This is a genomic window from Streptosporangium canum, from assembly GCF_900113865.1.
Lineage (GTDB): Bacteria > Actinomycetota > Actinomycetes > Streptosporangiales > Streptosporangiaceae > Streptosporangium > Streptosporangium canum.
Map to the genome: position 1 here is coordinate 59,992 of NZ_FOQY01000006.1, position 19,741 is coordinate 79,732.

Below are 19,741 nucleotides of genomic sequence, written 5' to 3' on the forward strand. Positions count from 1 at the left end.
CCCGGGTGAGTGCGCTTCGTGGTCTCGGATCGCTCCGGAAGGTCATGCCCCCCACATCCATCCCGCGGCCGCTCGTCATAGGCGGTTTCGCCGAATCGGTGGGGATGGGCCTTTTCATCTCGATCAGTGCACTGTACTTCAACCGCGTGGTCGGGCTCACCCCCACCGAGGTGGGCTTCGGGCTCGGTGCGGCCGGGATCGTCGGCATCGCGGGAGGCGTGCCGCTCGGCTATCTGAGCGACCGCTTTCGCCCGCGGTTCATCTTGGTCGCGGCCCTGGTCGTGCAGGCCGTCGGCACCTGTCTGTACCTCGCCGCGCAGAACTTCTGGAGCTTCCTGGCGGTCGCGATGACGGTGGTCGTCGGCGAGCGGACGTCGGCCGCCGCGCGGTCCACGATCATCGCCGGAGTGCTGCCGCGCACCGAACGGGTGGGCGCCCGTGCCTACCTGCGCGCCATGGGCAATGTCGGCGTCTCGGCCGGTGTGGTGGCCGCGGCGGTCGCGCTCGCGTTCGACACCCGGCTGGCGTACTCGATCGTCATCGTGATCAACGGCGCCACGCTGGCCGTGTCCGCGCTTGTGTCCTGGCGGCTGCCCGACCCCGAGGTGCGGCCCCGGGCCGAGCGCGGTCCCGCGCTGCCGGTGCTGCGCGACGTCCGGTACGCGCTGGCGGCCGGCCTCGCCGGGCTGATGAGCACCCACTACGCCATCATCGAGGTAGCCCTGCCGCTGTGGGTGAGCGCCCATACGAAGGCGCCGGTGGCCGTAGTGCCGCTGCTCATCCTGAGCAACACGGTCCTGGTCATAGCCTTGCAGGTGTGGATGAGCAAAGGCGTCGACACCCCGCGGCGGGGCTCCTGGGCGCTGATCCGGGCCGGCCTGCTGTTTCTGGTCACCAGCCTGGCGCTGGCCTGGTCGGGCGACGTGACCGCGGTCGTGGCCATCGTGCTGCTGGCGGCCGGGATGCTGGCGTACACCCTGGGCGAGATACTGCACGCGTCCGGGTCCTGGGCGCTCTCCTTCGAGCTGGCCCCGGCCGACAAGCAGGGGCAGTACCAAGGCATGTTCGGCGCGCTCGGCTCGGGGGGAACCATGCTCGGCCCGCTGCTGGTCACCTCCACGGCGCTGACGTTCGGCGGGGCGGGCTGGATCGCGCTCGGCGTACTGCTCGCTCTGGCCGGGCTCCTGACCTGGCCGGTCGCCTCCGGGCACCATGAGCAACCGGCACCGAAGACGGTCGACGTCTGAGCGGCGGGTCACCGTTCTACCAGCGCCAGCACACGGCACGGGCTGCCGGAGCCGCCGACCAGCGGGAGCGGCGCCGCGATTAGGAGAGCGCCGGTCGCCGGTAGCTCGTCGAGCCGGTGCAACTGGGTCAGGCCGTATTTGCCGGCCCGGTGGAAGAACCAGTGGCAGGGGTAAGGCGGGTCGAACTCGCCTGCTTTGCCGGCGTCGGTGCCTACCGTCTCGACACCGAGCCCGATGATCGGGGTCTCCTCGGCCAGCCATCGGGCGCAGGCCGGCTCGATCCCGGGGGTGCTGCCTCCGTTGAGGAATGACCCATCCCGCGCGTGGCGCCGACCCCAGCCCGTACGGTAGAGCAGCCAGCCGCCGTCGGGGAGCGGGCCGTGCCGGCCGATCCACGCCTCAACGTGCGCCCGGGTGAGCAGGAACTCGGAGTCGGCCGCCACCTGTTCGGTCACGTCGATCGTCACGGCCGGACCGACTAACCGGGACGGCGGCACCTGCGAGACGTCCTCGCCATCGCGGCCGGTCACCCAGTGGATCGGCGCGTCGAAGTGCGTGCCGGTGTGCTCGGACAGCTCGATGTTGTTCCAGTAGACGTCCGGTCCGGCCGCGTCGTAGCGGCTGATCGGGTGGACTCGCAGCGGCGAGGGCTGGCCGCGCTCGGGCGGCAGCGCGATGATCGGCGTATCCTCCGACAACGGCGCGGTCAGGTCCACAACGGTGACGCTGCCGTCAGCCAGGGCCGTGAGCAGGGAGGGCACGACGTTCATATACTACTCCAATCAGGGCGTGGGCGGAGCGAAGACCGGGATCGTGCGGACCCGGTCAAGGTAGGGCACGCCCTCGGTGTATCCGGTGCCGGTGCGGTCGCCGAGCATCCGCCGGGCCAGCCGGTAGTGGGTCTGCCGCCAGCGGATGAGCCGGTCGGCGAAGGTTTGCATGGCCGCGTCGATCCGGGCCCGTTCGGGGCCGGCCAGGCGGTCCTCGCACGCTTGCAGCGCTTCCAAGAGGCTGGGGTACGTCGTCAGGATGCGCTCGCGGACCGGCGGCACCAACGTGAACGCGGCCGAGTCGATCCGTTCGGCGTCGGGCCGGCGGCAGAGCGCCTCCATCACCTTGTACGAGCGAGATTGGATTGCGCTAGCCCCCTCGGTGTAGCGCCGGAACTCCTGGAAGGCGACCGGCTGCAGGGTGGCGAGCACTGAGAAGGCGGGAGCAGCGGCGTTCAGCGCCCCGACCGCGGCCAGCAGATGGGTGACGCCGCCGGGTGCGTCGCCGGCGCGGATCGCGGCGATGGCCGCCGCGAGCGAGAGCGACACCCACTGGAAGACGGTCTCGAAGCACTGCAGAACGCGGATGAACATCCATTCGTCGTGGTGCGTGTAGACCGGCAGCATGCTGCATCGCAGCCGGCGGCCGTCCACCGGCGAGCGTCGCGCGACGGCGGCGGCCAGGTCGGGGCCGTCGGCGATACCGAGTTCGCCGAGCACCGGGCGGATGGCGCGGCGCAGGTGCCGCAACCGCTTGTCGGCGAGCCCCCAGCCGGGCCGCAACCCGGGAAGGATCGTGTGTTTGTCGTCGCGCGCCGCCTCCTCAAAAGCCAGCGCGTCGGCCATCAGCCCGGCGAACAGCCACCGGCAGAGTTCCTGCTGCGGCTCGGCCGGGACACCGTCGAGCACGGGCACCGGATCGGGCAGGCCGAGCAGGTCCAGGGCCAGGTAGGTGACATAGTCGTACCGGTCGTCGAACTTGTCCAGCGCGGCGTCCAGGAACGGATCCAGGATCTCGTGGCGGGGCCGGGCTGCCGCCTGTACGCGATTGAGCTCTTCCAGCAGTTCGGCGCCGGTGAAGTGCTTGCCGACCTCGTGGTACGCGTCCACGACGGCGTCATACGGGAACATGCCCGGATCGGCGGAAACCGTACGCCAGCGCCGGACCAGCTCGGCCGCCGGAACGGCGTCGAGCATCGTCGGATGTGGTTGTTGTGACATCTCTCCGTCCCCCGTGAGATGAGTTCAGGCCTTAAGTGGCCAAGGCCGCCAGCGCGCGGCCGGCGCGGCGCAAGTCCTCTTCGGTGGTGAAGTAGTGACAGGCCAGCCGGACGACGTGGGCCCGGACGGAGACTACGACGCCCCGTTCGGCCAGGCGGGCGGCGGTGGCGAGCGGATCGGGGACGGCGACGGCCAGGTGCGCGCCGCGTTCGGCAGCACGGGCCGGTCCCACCACCTCGAGTCCCAAGTCGGTCAGCAGCGCATGGCCGAAGGCGGTCAGGTCTTCGACGTGCCTGCGTACGGCCGCGAGGTCCAGCCGCTCGAGCAGCCGCAGCCCGGCCAGAGCCGCGTAGACCGAGGGCACGGCCGGCGTCCCGGTCTCGAAGCGAGCCGCGCCCGGCGCCGGGGCGGTCGACCGGGGGTCGAACCGGTCGGTGGGCGGGCGCCCGAACCAGCCGGTCAGCGACGGGGGAAGCCCACGCTCGGGTTCGCGGACGTAGAGGAAGGCAACCCCGGGCAGCCCGAGTAGGTACTTCGACGTGCCGGCCAGCAGGAAGTCGCATCCCAGTTCGTCCACGTCGATCGGTTCGACGCCGGCACTCTGGTACGCGTCGACGAGCACCTGAGCCCCGGCCTGGTGGGCTGCTTTCACGACCTCGGCCACCGGGCGGCGCGCACTGTCGAGGTAGTTCACCGAGGCGAGGCATACCAGGGCCACGTCCTCGTCCATCCTCTCAGCGCAGGGGGCAGCCAGTTCGGTACACGTCAGATCGGGCAGCCGCGTGACGTCGGCCCCGCGCGAACGCTGGGCCTGCCAGACCTGGCCGAGCGAGGGGAACTCACCGGGCAGCGCCATGATCCTCGGCCGGGCGCTCAGGTCGCGGGTCGAGGCCACCTGGAACGCCGCTACGCTCGCGTTCGGCAGCACGGCCACGTTATCCATCGGCGCGTGCACCAGCTGGGCGAACGCGGCCCGGGCCTGTTCCAGCGTCTGCTCGAACACCGCCCACGCCACCGGCTCGCCGGTCATCGCCGCGGTCATCGATGAGAGAGCCGCCGAAACGTCCACCGACAGCGGCGACAGGCTGCACGAATTCAGGTACGCCGAGGTCCGCAGCTGCGGGAACCGGTCACGGAACGCTGCCGAATCGAGGTCAGCCGACATCGGACGCGGGGGTGTGGCTGCCAAGCGGGTGCGCGGCGGTCAGCCGGGTGCGCACGGTCCATAGGTCGGGGAAGAACTTGTGCGCGATCAGTTTTGCGAGGATGTCGACCGGGGTGCCCTTGGTGCCGACGACCTCGTGCCCGATGACCCTCGTGGCGATCTTGTAGTGCACCGTGCGCCACACCGCGACGCCCTCGTCGAAGTCGACGAGGGCCTCAGCCAGCAGGTACGCCGGATCGTCGACCGAGCCCCGATAGAGCTCGAGCAGGTCGATGCTGTGGCGTCCGAGGTAAGCGGTGAATTCCGCGTCCAGGGTGCGGCCGGCGTGCTGGATCGATCGCCACCCGGGGGACTCGAAGCCGGAGCCGTTGCCGAGCTCGCGGCGGAAGGCATGGAAGTCGGCCGGCGCCAGGTGACGCAGCATGTCGAGCTGGTTGGTGATCAGCCGGAAGCCGGTCGCGCTGCGGCCGAGCAGGCGGGCGGCCCCCAGGGGCTGGTCGGCGGCGATCATGCCGGCCGCCTCGACGGCCTCGTGGTTCACCAATTTCAGCCACAACTCGGTGGACTGATGAACGGTCTGGAAGAGCAGTTCATCGCGGTGAATCACCGATTTGCTGTCGCGCTGCAGGGAAAGGAGATCGTCAACCCGCATATACCGCGCGTAGTCTGTTTCCCCTCGGCCGGGAAGCACTGGTAGTGTCGCACTATCGTGATTTTCAGCCATCAATCAATCCGCTCGGCCCTCAAGCAAGAACGCCTAGCAGTAAACATGAGCGGCGCAATGGTCCACAAGGGTCATGAAGGATTGACTCGAAGAACTCGTCGTGTTAGGAGAGCATGTGCCAGAGGGCAACATCACGCACTCCATGCTAAACATTTGGCGTGACGTTCTGAAAGTTGACTCAGTGGGGGTGAACGATACATTCTTCACTCTGGGTGGTGACTCGCTGAGCGCGCTGGAACTGAACGAACGCATCCAGGAGTCGTTTGGGGTCCGGCTGCGGCTGCGGCAGATCTTCGACAACCCGAGCGTAAATCGCTTGTCCGAGCTGGTGGCGGCGTCCGCGGCCAGCGAAGGGGCCGGTGCCGGCACCGGCGAGACCGCCGATGGCGAGCCGGCGGCGGTCGAGTTTCCGCTGGCGCTGGGTCAGGAGTACTTCTGGCGCCTGGCCACCGAGATGCCCGACGCGACGTTCTTCGTGCAGTGCACCGAGCTGCACTGCACCGATGTGGACACCGGCGACCTGCTGGGTGCCCTGCAGGACGTGGTGCGGCGCCAGTCCGCCCTGCGCTGCACGTTCCATGTCCGCGACGGGCACCCGATGCAGCGGATCGAGCCGGACCTGGAGGTGCCGGTCACGGTCATCGATCACGAGGGCGCCGACGCCGACGCCGACCGCATCGCGCTGATCGCACAGGCCACGCTCAAGGGCACCGCCACCCCGTTTGACCTGGGTAGCGAGCTGCCAATCCGGGCGTCGCTGCTGCGCTTCGGCCCCCGCGAGTCGTCGCTGCTGGTGTTCACCCACCACATCAGCTTCGATGGGCTGTCCCGGCAGATCTTCGTGCAGGACCTGGTGGCGGCGTATCGGGCGCGCCGGGGCGGTCCGGCACCGCGCCCGCGACGGGGTTCGTTCGTGGAATTCGTCACCGACCAGCGCAAACGCATGACCGACGGTGTGGTGGCCCGAACCGTCGAGTTCTGGCGCGAGCAGTTCGAGGCGGGCGCCCCCGACGTGCTGCTACGCGGCGGCAAGGCGGAGGGGCGCGGCACCTACCGCACCCGGACGCTGAACCGGACCATCTCCCGGGACGCGGTGATCGCGGCCACCGAGTTCGCCCGGGCCAATGGCGTCACCCTGTTCACGGTACTGCTGGCGGCGTTCCACCAGGTCGTCTCGGACATGAGCGGGCAGTGGCGGATCCCGGTGGCGGTGCAGGTGGCGAACCGTAGTGACGTCCGCCAGCGGGGCATGATCGGCCCCTTCGCCAACACGCTGGTGGTGGTCGGCCCCGACGGCCCGTCCGACGATGTAGCGAGCCAAGTGCGCATCGTCGAGCGCCGCCTCCTGGACGTCGTCGACGCCCAGGAGGTACCGCTTGAGCTGGCCGTCGACATGATCCGCGCGACCACCCCCCTCAAGGTGCAGCGGCAGCTGCGGCTGGGCTTCACGCTCAACGAGCGGTCGGTGAAGCGGGTCGAGCTGCCCGACGGCGTGATCGTGGCCGACCTGCGGGTCCCGCCGGAGACCGAGCGGATCGACCCGACCACGTTCGACCTGGTCGTCGAGGTGCGGCCAGACGCCGACCGGCTGGCAGGGATCCTGCACCACAAGGCCGACGTGTACTCCCAGGAGATCGTCGACGAGTTCTGGCAGCGCTGGGAGACGTACCTGCTGGAGGTTCGGAAGCAGGCCTGACCGGCACGGAAGACGCCCGATGGAAGCCCATGTCCGGGGTTTCCATCGGGCCGCTGTTCGTGATTCTCAGCTCCGCTGAACGAGGTGGCCGCCAGCGGCCTGGGCACGTCGGCCGATCTCGGCTGCGCCGTCGGCGGGCCGGGTTTGTGCCCGCCGTAAAAGCGGCCCGAGGGCGGCACCCTGACCGGTGATCGGATCCCGTACAACAAGGGTCCACCGCGCGTTGCGTGCTCTGGTCGAACGGGCGAATGCTCAGCTCAAGGTGCGTTTCAAGGCGTTACGCAAGGTCAGCGAGTTTCCGTGGAGGATCGGTGGCATCGTCGCCGCGGCCTTGTTCTCTTCCGGCGCGGGCAATTTCATGGGCAACGGCCACGCAGTGTGAAAAACCGTTGCTGATAAGGACTCACTGTTGACATCGCAGTGCGGCACGAGAGAGGGTGTCCGCGGGTGATCGACAATTACGGGGAGGCGATCAGTTCGTTGCAGAATTCCGTCAACCTTCGGCACCTCCAATCTTTTTCAAATCCTCGCCGAGTCGTGTTGCCGGAAATCATCCGGCAACACGCGATCGCGCGGAGCGCCGATGTCGCGATCCGCGAACTGGGCGACGGTGAGAACATCACCGCCACGGTGACCTATGCGCAGCTAGCCGACAGCGTCGAGCAGATGGCCGCCACCCTCGACAAGCGCACCGGGCAGGGCGACCGGGTGATCGTACTGGTCCGCCGCCCCGCGCTGTTCGTGCCAACATTTCTGGCCTGCCTGCGCACCGGACGGATCGCGGTACCGCTGGCCCTGCCAAGCAGCCCCAACGCGGCCCTGTCGGCGCTACGGCTGATCATCCGGGCCAGTGCGGCGTCGGCCGTCCTGACCGACCTGTCGGCCGTGGTCGCGCCGCTGCTCGCCGACCACCCCGGCCTGCCGGTCCTGGACGTCACCGAGCGGTACCCGGGTGCCACCGGCCCGGCCGCGCTGCCCAGCCTCGACGACATCGCGTTCCTCCAGTTCACCAGCGGATCCACCGGCTCGCCCAGGGGCGTGGTGGTGCGGCACGGCAACCTGATGGCCAACCAGGAACAGATCCGTTCGCGATTCGAGCAGGACGAGGACGCAGTCGTGGTGAGCTGGCTGCCGATGTACCACGACATGGGCCTGATCGGCGCGGTGCTGCATCCGCTCTACCTGGGCGCCACCGCCGTACTCATGCCGCCCGAAGCTTTTCTCGAACGGCCCGCCCGCTGGTTGCGGGCGATCAGCCGATTCGGCGGCACGGTGAGCCCGGCGCCGAACTTCGCGTTCGATCTGTGTACGGCCCGCATCCGCGACGAGGAGCTGGGCGGCGTCGACCTGTCGACTTGGAACGTGGCCTGCAACGGCGCCGAACCGGTGCGGGCCGCCACTCTGCGGGCGTTCACCGCCCGCTTCGCACCCCACGGTTTCGACCCGAGCGCCATGTCGCCGGCGTACGGCTTGGCCGAGGCGACTTTGATGGTCTCCGCCGTGCCGCGCGGCACCGAGCCCGGCCTGCGCCAGGGCCGCGTCTCCTGCGGTGTCCCGGTGTGCGAGGTACGCGTGGTCGCCTCCGGCGGCGGGCCGGCCGCCCCGGGCGAGATCGGTGAGATCGAGGTCCGCGGCGCCAACGTCACCGACGGCTACTGGGACCCGGCCAGCGCCACCGCTGCCGCCGACGAACACTGGCGGCCCGAGGGCTGGATGACCACCGGCGACCTCGGCTTCCTCGAGAAGGGCGAGCTGTACGTGAGCGGGCGGATCAAGGACGTCGTCATCGTTCGTGGCCGCAACCTGTACTCGCACGACATCGAGGACACCGCCCAGTCGGCCTCTGCTCTGCTGCGGCGCGGCGACGGCGCAGTTGTGCAGGACGGCGACGCGGTCGTGCTGGTGCAAGGGCTGCGTGACGCCGGACGGGCCGAGGAGGCCGCCCGGCTGGTCCGCGCCGCCGTGGTCCGCGCGCACGGCGTCACGCTCGACTCCATCGTCTTCGTCGCCCCCGGCTCGGTGCCCAAGACGACCAGCGGCAAGATCCGCCGTTCCGAGTCCCTGCGCCTGCTGCGCGAGGGAAAGCTGGAGGTCCTCGCGGTAAGCGGCGACGGCACGCCGGAGGGCGGATGCGGCGGGGTGGCCACCGACCGGCTGGCCGGAGTCGTCCGCGAGTTCCTGCGACTGCCCGGCGACCTCGACGTCACCGGCACCCCCCTGGTCGCGCTCGGCCTCGACAGCCTGCGCGCGGTGCAGCTCAAGGAGGAGCTGCGGGAACGGCTCGCGATCGACGTCACGATCGCCGACCTGCTGGCCGCCGGAGGCGTGGCCGACCTGGCCGCCGCCTGCCGTCCGGTCGCCCGGGCCGCCGGGCCGGCCGGCCCTCAGCCCCTCGCCGGCGGGGAGCTGCCGTTCGCCCCGGCCACCGCCTGGGAACGCATCATGTGGGCGGTCCAGCGCCGCAACCCGGCCAGTACGGCATACGTCATCGCCCGCCGTTTCGTCCTCGACGACACGGTCGAGGTACCGGCCCTGCTGGCCGCTTTCGACGCGCTGGTCGCCGCCCGTCCGCATCTGAGCAGCGTCTACCGCTTGCGGGAGGGCTCGCTGATCCGCGAGCCCGGTATCGGGCCGACCGCCCGGCACCAGCGGGCCGACGACGCGATGGCCGCCGCCGAGCGGGCCGCCACCGAGCCGATCGACCTGTCCGCAGGGCCGCTCATCGCCCTCGACGTCTTCACCGACGACGGCTGCCGGGTCCTGCTGCTGCGCGTGCACCACATCCTGGCCGACATGACCTCGGCCGGAGTGCTCGCTGGTGAGCTGCTCGCGCTGGCCGCCGGCGGTGCGGGCGTTCCGGACGGCGCGCCGGTCTTCGCGCCCGAACCGCAGACGCCGGATCCGGCGGAGCTGGCCGCCTGGCGTGCCGAGTTCGCCGATGCGACGCCGCTGTGGCTGCCCACGGCGGCGTCGTCGGCCACCGAGGTCGGCGCGGGCCGGGTCCGCTGGGCCACGCTGTCGCCGACCGCGCTGGACCAGGTCGACGCGATCGCCGTCCGCAACCGCACCACCCGGGCCGGGGTCCTGCTCGCGTTCGAGGTGCTCTGGCTCGCCCGGCTGTCCGACCAGGACACCGTCTCGCTCGCCGTGCCGCTGTCGCTGCGCACCGCGGCCGCCGAGGCCCGCATCCCGGGATATGCGGTCAACACGCTGCCGCTGGTGGTGACCATCGACGAGAACGGCAGCTTCGACGACCTCGTGGTCCGTTGCGCGGCGGCCCAACTGCGCGCGCTGGCGCTGCGCGGCGTACCGCTGACCGAACTGGTCGGCGATGCCGGCACGGCCGCCCGGGCCGGCGAGGCGATGCGCTGCCTGTTCGGCTACCTGGAAGATCACGAGGACGAGGTGCGGGGCCTGGCCGGGGTCGCCCTGCAGGAACCGGGCACGCAACTGCTGGCGTACGGCGCACGGATGCGTTTGGAGCCGCTGCCGATCTCCGCGCTGGCGCCGATCGACCTGGCGTACGCGCCGTCCGGGGACGGCCTGGTGGGCCGGCTGGTGCTGGCCGCCGACATGTTCGACGACGACCACGCCGACCTGCTCACCGATGCCCTGTCCCAGATTCACGCAGCGGCACTGGCACAACCCGGCCGGGCGCTGCGGGAGTTAACCGTCAAGCGGGCCGGGTTCACCGAGCCGCAGCCGCCGGCCGGTCCCTCGGCGGGCACGCTGGCCGACCGCTGGCACGATCAGGTCGCGACCCGCCCGGGTGACACGGCGCTGGTGACCGCGCGCGACTCGTTCACCTATGAGCAGCTCGATCAGGGCGTACGGGACGTGGCCGCCCGCCTCGGGAAACTGGGCCGGGCGCCGGTGGCCGCACTGCTGATCGGGGACCGGGACCGGATGGTGCCGGCCGTGCTGGCGTCGCACGTACGCGGCGCGGCCGTGCTGCCGCTCGGGACGGCCAGTCCCAACGCCGATCTGCGCTTCATGATCGAGGACGCCGGTGCCGAGGTGCTGCTGGCCGACGAGGAGCTCGCCCCGCGGGCCCGGCAGCTTGTCGCCGAGTGCGCCCGGCCGCCCCGGGTGGAGCTGCTGCCCGACCTCGCGACGCTGGTCTCCGCCGGCCGACCGTCCGAGGCGTTCGAGCCGGTGAGCGCCGACGCGGTGGCGTACATCGTCTATACCAGCGGCAGCACGGGCACGCCGAAGGGCGTACCGATCACCCACGCCAACGTCCTGCCGCTGCTCGACTGGCAGGTCGGCGGGCTCGGAGCCGGCCCCAGATTCCGGCTCATCCAGACCCTGGCGCTGACCTTCGACTTCGGCCTGCAGGAACTGTGGACGCCGCTGCTGTACGGCGGGACCCTCGTCATGCCGCCCGACCACGTACGGTCGAACGCCGGCGCATACCTCCGGTTCGTGACCGAGCACGAGATCAACGCGCTGTTCGTCACCCCGTCGTTCGCCCGTGAGCTGATGACCTGGGGACAGCCGATGCCGACCGTGCGGCTCTTCGTGCTCGGTGGTGAGTTGCTCACGTACGAGCTGGTGGACCGGATCGTGGCGCTGCTGCCACCGGGCGCAGTCGTGATCAACGGATACGGCCCGACCGAGGCCAGCATCAACTGCGCGATGCAACGGGTGGAGGCGCGCAGGTGCGCTGCGGTGGTGCCGGTCGGCGTGCCCACCGGAGCCTCGACTATCCGGCTGCTCGACCGCCTCGGCCGTCGTGTCCCGCCCGGCGCTGTCGGCGAGGTGGTGATCGGAGGGCCCGGTGTGGCATCCGGTTATCTCGGGCTGGCGGCCGAGACCGCCGAGCGGTTCGTGGACGCTCCGGAGCCCGGGGGCGGGCGGCTGTACCGCAGCGGCGACCGGGCCATGTGGACGGCCGGCGGCGAACTGGTCATCCTCGGCCGCGCCGACGGGCAGGCCAAGGTCAGCGGGTTCCGGATCGAGGTAGGCGAGGTCGAGGCCCGGCTGCGCGCGCTCGACGGCGTGCGGGATGCGGCGGTCGTCGTCGACCGGCGAGGCGGGACCGCGCGGCTGGCCGCGTTCGTCGTGGCTCCCGGCGCCGACCTGGCCGCCCTGCGCCAGGCCGCGGTGGCTGGCATGCCGCCGCACATGCGGCCCGAGCTGCTCTGCGCGGTCACCGCCCTGGCCCGCACCGCGCACGGCAAGCTGGACGTCGACGCGCTGCTGGCGGTGGCCGACGACCGCCGCCGGACCCGGGCCCGCGACCCGCTCGACGTGGTGCTCGACGCCTGGCGCGACGTGCTCGGCGTCGACGTCGAGCCGGACGACACCTTCTTCGAGCTCGGTGGACACAGCCTGGCGGTCACCCAGGTGATGAGCCGCATTCAGGCCGCGCTCGACCTGCCCGGCCTGCCGCTGTCGCTGTTCTTCGAGCACGTCACCCCGCGACGGCTCGCCGGACACCTGGCCGCACTGGTCGACCCCGCACCCGCTCGGACTCCTTCCCTGGCCACCGCCCGCAAGCGCCGGGGTCTGCAGCGGAGGCACCGGCCGTCATGAAGTTCTCCGATCCGAGGAGCCCACGTATGGACACCACTCCCGCCGATATCGCGGTCATTGGAATGGCCTGCCGGTTCCCTGGCGCGAACGACCCCGACCAGTACTGGCGCAATCTGCGCGAAGGCGTCGAATCGATCCGCTTCCAGTCCGACGAGGTGCTGCTGGCCAACGGCGTCACACAGCGGCAACTGGACAACCCCCGGTACGTGAAGGCGTCGGCGCCGGTCGAGGGCGGTGACACCTTCGACGCCGCCTTCTTCGGGTATAGCGCCCGCGAGGCCGAGTTGATGGACCCGCAGCACCGGCTGTTCCTGGAGACGGGCTACTCGGCGCTGGAGGACGCCGGATACGATCCGGCCCGCTACGACGGACTCATCGGCGTGTACGCGGGCAGCACCATGAACACGTACATCCTGATGAACCTGGTGCCCAACCAGAGCGTGCTCGAAGTCGTCGGCGACCTGCAGACGATGATCGGCAACGACAAGGAGTACCTGGCCAGCCGGGTGTCGTACAAGCTCAACCTCAAGGGCCCGAGCTGCGTGGTGCAGACCGCCTGCTCGACCAGCCTGGTCGCGGTGCACATGGCCTGCCAGGCGATCCTGGCTGGCGAGTGTGACATGGCGCTGGTCGGCGGCAGTTCGGTCCGCATGCCGCTCGGGGGCGGGTACATGCACCAGCCCGGTGGCACCTCGTCGTCGGACGGGCACTGCCGGGCCTTCGACGCCGCGGCGGAGGGCAGCGTCGTCGGATCGGGTGTCGGCGCGGTCGTCCTCAAGCACCTCAAGGACGCCATCCGGGATGGCGACCACGTCTACACGGTCATCAAGGGCACCGCGATCAACAACGACGGTAACGCCAAGGTCAGCTTCACCGCCCCCAGCGTGGAGGGCCAGGCGCGGGCCGCGGCCAGCGCGCTACTGGCGGCTGGGCTCACCGGTGACGACATCGACTACATCGAGGCGCATGGCACCGGCACTCCGCTCGGCGACCCGATCGAGGTGGCGGCGCTGACCCGGGGACTGCGCGAGACCACCGACCGCCGCCAGGACGTCGTGCTGGGCAGCGTCAAGACCAACATCGGCCACCTGGACGCCGCCGCCGGTGTGGCCGGGTTCATCAAGGCTGTCCAGTCGGTGCGGCACGGCCTCGTCCCGCCGACGCTGAACTTCACCACACCCAATCCGCAGATCGACTTCGCGGCGAGCCCGTTCTACGTGAGCAGCGAGCTGGTCGACTGGCCAGAGGTCGACCGGCCGCGCCGCGCTGCGGTCAACTCGATCGGCATGGGCGGCACGAACGCACACGTGGTCATCGAGCAGGCCCCGCCCCCCGCGCCGGCTTCCGGTTCCGCCGCGTGGCAACTGCTGCGGGTGTCGGCCGCGACGCCGACCGCCCTCGACACCGCCACTGCGAGGCTGGCCACCTGGCTGCGGGAACACCCGGCCGCCGAGCTGGCCGACGTGGCATACACGCTGGACGTCGGCCGTCGGCCGCTGTCCTACCGCCGTACCGTCGTGGCCCGCGACGTCGAGGACGCCGCCGCCGCGCTCGGCGCGCCCGGCTCGGCCCGGGTGACCGACTCGCTGCTGTCCCGGGAGCCTTCAGGGGTGGTGTTCCTCTTCCCCGGTCAGGGCTCCCAGCGGTTCGGGATGGGCGCGACCGCGTACGCCGGGTCGCCGGTGTTCCGCGAGGTCGTCGACGATCTGCTGGACACCGCGCCGGAGCTGCTCGCCGCCGAGCTTCGCGAGCTCGTCCTCACCGCGGGCACCGGCACCGAAGCGCAGGAACGGCGGCTGGCCGATACCCGCGTCACTCAGCCGGCCCTCTTCCTGGTCTGCTACGGCTGGGCGCGTGCCCTGATCGCGTACGGCATCAGCCCGACCGCCTTGCTCGGCCATAGCATCGGTGAGCTGGTCGCGGCGGCGGTCGCCGGTGTGCTGCGCCCGGCCGACGCATTCGCCCTGGTCATCGCTCGCGGAGAGCTGATGGCGGTCCAGCCGGCCGGGGCCATGCTCAGTGTGGTGGCGTCCGCCGAGACGGTACGCGAGCACTTGGGCGATGACGTGGACATCGCCGCGATCAACGGCCCCGCCCTGGTGTCGGTCTCGGGCACCACCGAGGCTGTCGACGTGCTCGCGGTGCGCCTCGACGCCGCCGGCATCGCCAGCCGGCGGCTCATCGTCAGCCACCCGTTCCACAGCCGACACATGCAGGCGGCCACCGACCGGTTGCGCGAACTCGCGGCCGCCTTCCCCGCCACGGCGCCGGAGATCCCGATGTTGTCGAACGTGACCGGCGACTGGCACGGCCCGGCACCCATCGAGCCCGCGTACTGGGGTGAGCACGTGCGCCGGCCGGTCGACGTAGCCGGCTGCCTGGAGCGCCTGAACGAGCGGCAGGGCCAGATCCTGCTGGAGGTCGGGCCGGGCGAGACCATGCTCGCGCTGGCCCGGCAGTATGCCGCCACGGCCGACTGGGCCGCGGGCGTGCCCACCCTGCCCATGGGCGACGACAAGCGCGCCGGCCGGCGGACCGCGCTGGAGGCCCTGGCCGGTCTCTGGCACGCCGGGCTGATGGTCTCCGAACCGGCCGCCGAGGAGCAGCCACGGCACCGCCTCGCCCTGCCGACCTACCCCTTCGAGCGCAAACGTTACTGGATCCAGCCCGTCGGCAACCCCACGACCTCTTCTGCGGTACGCGACCGGGCCGCCGTGCTGCCCGATCCCCACCAGTGGATCCACCAGGCCCGCTGGCAGGAGCTCGACTCGCCGACCGGGAGCGCCGACCGCGTCGTGGTGGCCGCCGATACCAGGACGGTCGCCGAGGAAACCGAAATCCTGCTGGTCCCCGCGCCCGACGACCTCGCCGCGGCCTCGATCCTGGTGCGGGACGCGGCCGCCGCGGTCCGCGACCGGAAGTCGCCGCTGCGGCTGGTGCTCGCTGTCCGTGGCGCCGGCCGACTGCTCGACCGCGCCGACGTCGCCCCGTCCACCGCCGCGCTGGCCGCGCTGGCGCACGTCGCGTCGCAGGAGACGGCCATGCTGGACGCCGGCGTGGTCGCGGCTGACGGCGGCCCCGAAGAGATCCGGACCCTGGTCGGCCGGGACGATCCGCCGCTGGTGGCGATCCGCGGCGGACGGCGCTGGGGCCGGGTCTGGATCCCGCTGCCGGTGTCCGGGCAGGAGTCGCTCACCGGGCGGCGGGTCGCGGTCCTCGGCGGCCTGGGCCTGTTCGGCCGCCGAGCCGCGGCCCACCTGCTGGCCCAGCCCGAAACCGAGGTGTGGCTGCTGGACAACCGTGCGGAGAAGGATCTCGACGCCGCCGAGAGCGGCGACCTGGCCCGGCTGCGGGGCATCGGCGGTGACCGGCTCACGGTCGCGCGAGCCGACGTCACCGATGCGGCCTCGCTCGCCGCAGCGCTCGACCCGGCTCTCGACGAGAGACTGGCCGTGGTGATCATCGCGGCGGGTCCGCTCAGCCTGTCCCCGGCGGCGGTCTCCGAGATCGACGGCGGTACGCTCGCCGCACATGTGACGCCGCGCGCCGCAATGGTGTCCGCTCTGGCCGAGGTGCTCGCCGTCCGCCCGGTGACGCCCCGGGTCGTGCAGGTGTCCTCGCTGTCCACGGCGCTCGGCGGGCTAGGGTCGGCCGCTTACGCCGCCGCCAACGAGCTGGCCGCGACGCTGGCCGAGAACCAGGGACCCGGCTGGACCTCGGTCGACTGGGAGCACTGGCGGCGACCGGACGAGGTGCTGGCCGGCAGTATGGCGCGCTACGCGATGGACGCCGAGCTCATCGGCACGACGCTGGAGATCGTTCTGGCCGCCGGGCACGGACGGCTCGCGGTCAGCACCGGCGACCTCGGCTACCGCGTCGAACAGAGCCGGCCGACCTCGCAGGCCCCGGCCAGGGCCGAGACCGACGGCGAGGTCGTCGACGGTGGGACGCACCGGCGGCCGGACATCCAGACGCCGTACATGTCACCATCTGGCGACGTCGAGAAGAACGTGGCCGCGCAGATGAAGCGGCTGCTCGGCATCGACCGGGTGGGCGCCGCAGACAATTTCTTCGACCTCGGCGGTGATTCGCTGATGGCCATGCAGTTGATCTCCCTGCTCCGAGACGAGTACCGGATCGCGCTGCCGATGGAGGAGATCTTCGCCGATCCGACCGTGCGCGGGCTCGCCGTCAGCATCCAGAAGCACGGCGAGGCCGAGCTGGCGCCACCCGCCGAAGATGAAAAGGGCGACGAGGACGAGGATCTCGCCGCGTTGTTCGCCGAGATCGAGCAGATGAACGACAACGAGGTCGCCCGGCAGCTGTCCGAACTGTCCACAGAGCAGGAGCAGCAGTGACACGGCTCCCGGCGACCCTTTCGGCGGATCTGACGCCGGAGGTCCTCAAGCGGATGGACGACGAGCAGCTCAAGCAGCTGGCGGCCGACCTACGGCGGCTCCTGGTCCGGTCGGTCGCCGTCCGCGGCGGCCACCTGGGTCCGAACCTCGGCGTCGTCGAGCTGACCCTGGCCCTGCACCGGGTCTTCGACAGCCCGCGCGATGTGCTGCTCTGGGACACCGGCCACCAGAGCTACATCCACAAGATGGTGACCGGCCGGGTTCCGCTCTTCGACGAGCTGCGCGCCTGGGGCGGGCTGGCCGGATACCCGAACCGCGAGGAGAGCGAGCACGACTGGGTGGAGAGCTCGCACGCCGGCAACGCGCTCGCGTACGCGGCCGGGTTCGCGCTCGGGCGTCACGACGGGCACGTGGTCGCGATCGTCGGCGACGGGGCGCTGACCGCCGGGGTAGCCCTCGAGACGCTCAACGACGTCGTGGAACGCGACCTCGACCTGATCCTGGTCATCAACGACAACGGCCGGTCGTACGCCCCGACCACCGGTGCTCTGGCGGCCGCGCTGCGCGCCCTGCGGGGACCGGTCGGGGAACAGGCGGCCGCCGTACTCAGCGGGGCCGGGGTGCGCTACCACGGCCCGGTCGACGGCCACGATCGCGTGGCGGTCGAGGAAGCCCTGCGGGCCGCCGCCCGGGACGAAGGCCTGCGGATCGTGCACGCGGTGACGCAGAAGGGCCGCGGTTACGAACCGGCATTGGCCGACGAGGTCGACCATCTGCACGGCGTGGGCCCGTTCGATCCGCTCGACGGACGGCCGCTGACCGCGCCGCCCGGCCGGATCCCGGTCACCGAGATCCTCGCCCGCTCGCTGGTCGAGGCCGGCGAATGCGACGACCGCATCCACGTGATCACCGCGGCCATGGGCAGCGCGTCGGGGCTCGATCCGTTCCGCGACCGTTTCCCCGACCGGTTCCACGACGTCGGCATCGCCGAGCAGTACGCCGTCACGCTGGCCTGTGGTCTGGCCATGAGCGGCGCCCGGCCGGTGGTCGCGATCCACAGCACCTTCCTCGGCCGAGCCTTCGACCAGGTCCTCTACGAGGTCGGCCTGCACGCCCTGGAGGTCGTCTTCCTGATCGACCGGGCCGGGATCACCGGCGGCGACGGGCCGTCCCACAACGGGCTCTACGACCTGGCGATCGCAGGCCACGTGCCGGACGCGCTGGTGCTGGCACCGGTCGACGCGTCCGGCCTGAAGGAGGCGCTGAGCCGGGCGCTGGAAGCAGGCCGTCCCGCCTTCGTCCGGTACTCCCGGGCGCTGCCGGCTGAGCCTGTCGCGCGCAACGCGCCGGCCGGCCCGTGCGAGCGGGGGCTCGCCGTGGTCGGCTACGGTTCGACGGCACCGCTGGCCATCGAGGTCGCCGGGATGCTGCGTGAGCGCGGCGTCCCGGCCGAGGCCGAGGTCACCGGCCAGTTGCTTCCGGTCCCGGCCGGGTTGCGCAAGGCGCTCGACGACGCGGATGTGGTCGTCGTCCTGGAGGACCACGGTGTCATGGGCGGGTTCGGCGAGATGCTGGCCCGGACCAGCGGCCACGGCTTCGCCGCCAGGTTGCGCGTGTTCGGGCCGCCCGGACGGTTCCTGCCGCACGGCGACCCGGTCGAGGTCCGGCGGCATCTGCGGCTGGACGCGGACGCGCTCACCGGCGCGGTGCAGCGGCTCTGGCTGGAGAACGCGGCCGGCGAGGTCAGCCGGGCAGGCGGCGCAGCACCGCGATGAACTCGCCGACCAGGCGGTCGGCGCCGTACGCGGCGGCGACTCCGGCCCGTACCTGAAGCTCTCCGCCGATGCCGTCGTGGCGGGACCAGACCGAATAGGTCAGGTCCCGCTGCACATCGGCGAGGGGCAGATGCACCGGGGTCGCGGTCAGCGCGGCGAACGACGTCCCGGCCGCCGGGGCGTTGTTGTGCACCACCATGATGCGACCGGCCTCGGCACGCTCGTCGCCGAGATGGCGCATGACCTCGCTGAGCGGCGTCGCCTGCCGGGCCACCAGTGCGCGCAGCCGCTCCGCGGTGACGGCCAGCGTGGAGCGAGCGTCCAGCACCAGCGGCAGGCTGTTCACGTAGCAGCCGACAGCCCGCTCGGAGGCGGCGTCCCAGCGCCCGGCCGCCGGCACCAGCACCACGCTGCGGGGCGTCTCGCGCAACTCAGCAAGCGCCTTCCCGGCCGCCCAGAGCAGCACCGTCATCGGGGTGGCACCGGTGGCGCGGGCGGCGGCCTCGACTCGGGCGCGGTCCTCGTCGACGAGCCGGAACTGGAGCGTCACCCCGGGACCGGGCCCGTCACCCGAGCCCGCCAGCCTCGGTGCGTCGAGGGCGTCGGCCACCTCGATGGCGATGTCCTCGGCGGCGGCCGGATCCACCGGGCACCGGCGCTGCCAGGTGCGGAAGTAGTCCTCGCTGCGCGGGACGGGGCCTGCCGCGTAAAGCGCCGCGAGCTGCTCGCTCAGGATTTCCCATGACCAGCCGTCGGAGATCAGGTGGTGCAGGATCAGCACCAGCGAGTGCCGCTCCGCTGCCTCACGGATCAGCATCGCCCGCCACAGCGGGGGCGCGTCGAGGCCGGTGAACGGGCGCAACGCCCAGCGTGCCTCGTCTAGCGCCTCCGTGCCGGGATCGGCCGCGTCGGAGACGTCCACGATCTCCAGCTCGGGTGAACCGCAGGCGGTGACCACCGCGTACGGTCCGTCGGCGCCCAACCCGTAGCGGCTGCGCAGGGCCGGATTGCGGTAGTGCAGACCAGCGAGTGCGGTGACCAGCCGCCCGGTGTCAAGCGGTCCATCGAGCCGGATGATGCTCGGATTCAGGTACGCGGTCGTGCCCGGCGTGACCTGGTCGGCGGTGTAGACGGCCAGTTGCGGTGGGGACAGCGGGTACCGCTCCGAGTCACCGACCCGTTCGACAAGCAGCCGGGCCTTGTCCGGGGTGAGCGCAGAGACGAAGTCTTGCAGGGTTCCGGGCATG

The 19,741-nt window shown here is 71.4% G+C and carries 11 protein-coding genes; 6 read left to right on the top strand and 5 right to left on the bottom strand.

Annotated features, from left to right (window positions below):
- Window positions 1-44: 44 nt before the first annotated feature.
- Complete coding sequence (locus BM085_RS11080) at window positions 45-1,247, top strand: MFS transporter (protein ID WP_093886928.1); 1,203 nt, start codon at window positions 45-47, stop codon at window positions 1,245-1,247.
- A gap of 8 nt (window positions 1,248-1,255) precedes the next feature.
- On the opposite strand, the gene BM085_RS11085 is transcribed toward BM085_RS11080, so the two are convergent.
- From BM085_RS11085 to BM085_RS11100, 4 genes are all read right to left on the bottom strand, one after another.
- Complete coding sequence (locus BM085_RS11085; protein ID WP_093886929.1) at window positions 1,256-2,017, bottom strand: cyclase family protein; 762 nt, start codon at window positions 2,015-2,017, stop codon at window positions 1,256-1,258.
- Window positions 2,018-2,029: 12 nt separating this feature from the next.
- Window positions 2,030-3,238 carry a tryptophan 2,3-dioxygenase gene (locus BM085_RS11090; protein ID WP_218158685.1) on the bottom strand — a complete coding sequence of 403 codons (1,209 nt, stop codon included), beginning with the start codon at window positions 3,236-3,238 and terminating at the stop codon, window positions 2,030-2,032.
- A gap of 31 nt (window positions 3,239-3,269) precedes the next feature.
- A complete protein-coding gene (locus BM085_RS11095; protein ID WP_177245049.1) occupies window positions 3,270-4,280 on the bottom strand; it encodes an aminotransferase class V-fold PLP-dependent enzyme in 1,011 nt (336 codons plus the stop codon).
- 112 nt (window positions 4,281-4,392) lie between these two features.
- On the bottom strand, window positions 4,393-5,127 hold the full coding sequence (locus BM085_RS11100; RefSeq protein ID WP_093886932.1) for a tryptophan 2,3-dioxygenase family protein: 735 nt from the start codon (window positions 5,125-5,127) through the stop codon (window positions 4,393-4,395).
- A gap of 142 nt (window positions 5,128-5,269) precedes the next feature.
- Between BM085_RS11100 and BM085_RS11105 the strand changes: the two genes are divergently transcribed.
- The 5 genes from BM085_RS11105 to BM085_RS11120 all read left to right on the top strand — a co-directional run bounded on the left by BM085_RS11105 (window position 5,270) and on the right by BM085_RS11120 (window position 18,494).
- Window positions 5,270-6,823, top strand: coding sequence for a condensation domain-containing protein (locus BM085_RS11105; RefSeq protein ID WP_143120880.1), 1,554 nt, complete (start codon window positions 5,270-5,272; stop codon window positions 6,821-6,823).
- 223 nt (window positions 6,824-7,046) lie between these two features.
- Window positions 7,047-7,205 (top strand): hypothetical protein, encoded by a 159-nt coding sequence (locus BM085_RS44310; RefSeq protein WP_177245051.1) that lies wholly within the window; start codon window positions 7,047-7,049, stop codon window positions 7,203-7,205.
- Window positions 7,206-7,363: 158 nt separating this feature from the next.
- On the top strand, window positions 7,364-12,361 hold the full coding sequence (locus tag BM085_RS11110; RefSeq protein WP_218158687.1) for a non-ribosomal peptide synthetase: 4,998 nt from the start codon (window positions 7,364-7,366) through the stop codon (window positions 12,359-12,361).
- Between the two features lie 26 nt (window positions 12,362-12,387).
- Entirely contained in the window at window positions 12,388-16,719 is a 4,332-nt protein-coding gene (locus BM085_RS11115) for a type I polyketide synthase (RefSeq protein ID WP_177245052.1), read from the top strand.
- Entirely contained in the window at window positions 16,716-18,494 is a 1,779-nt protein-coding gene (locus BM085_RS11120; protein WP_218158688.1) for a 1-deoxy-D-xylulose-5-phosphate synthase, read from the top strand. The genes BM085_RS11115 and BM085_RS11120 overlap by 4 nt, the downstream gene beginning before the upstream one ends.
- On the opposite strand, the gene BM085_RS11125 is transcribed toward BM085_RS11120, so the two are convergent.
- Complete coding sequence (locus tag BM085_RS11125; protein WP_093886936.1) at window positions 18,463-19,740, bottom strand: condensation domain-containing protein; 1,278 nt, start codon at window positions 19,738-19,740, stop codon at window positions 18,463-18,465. The genes BM085_RS11120 and BM085_RS11125 overlap by 32 nt on opposite strands.
- Window position 19,741: the final 1 nt, after the last annotated feature.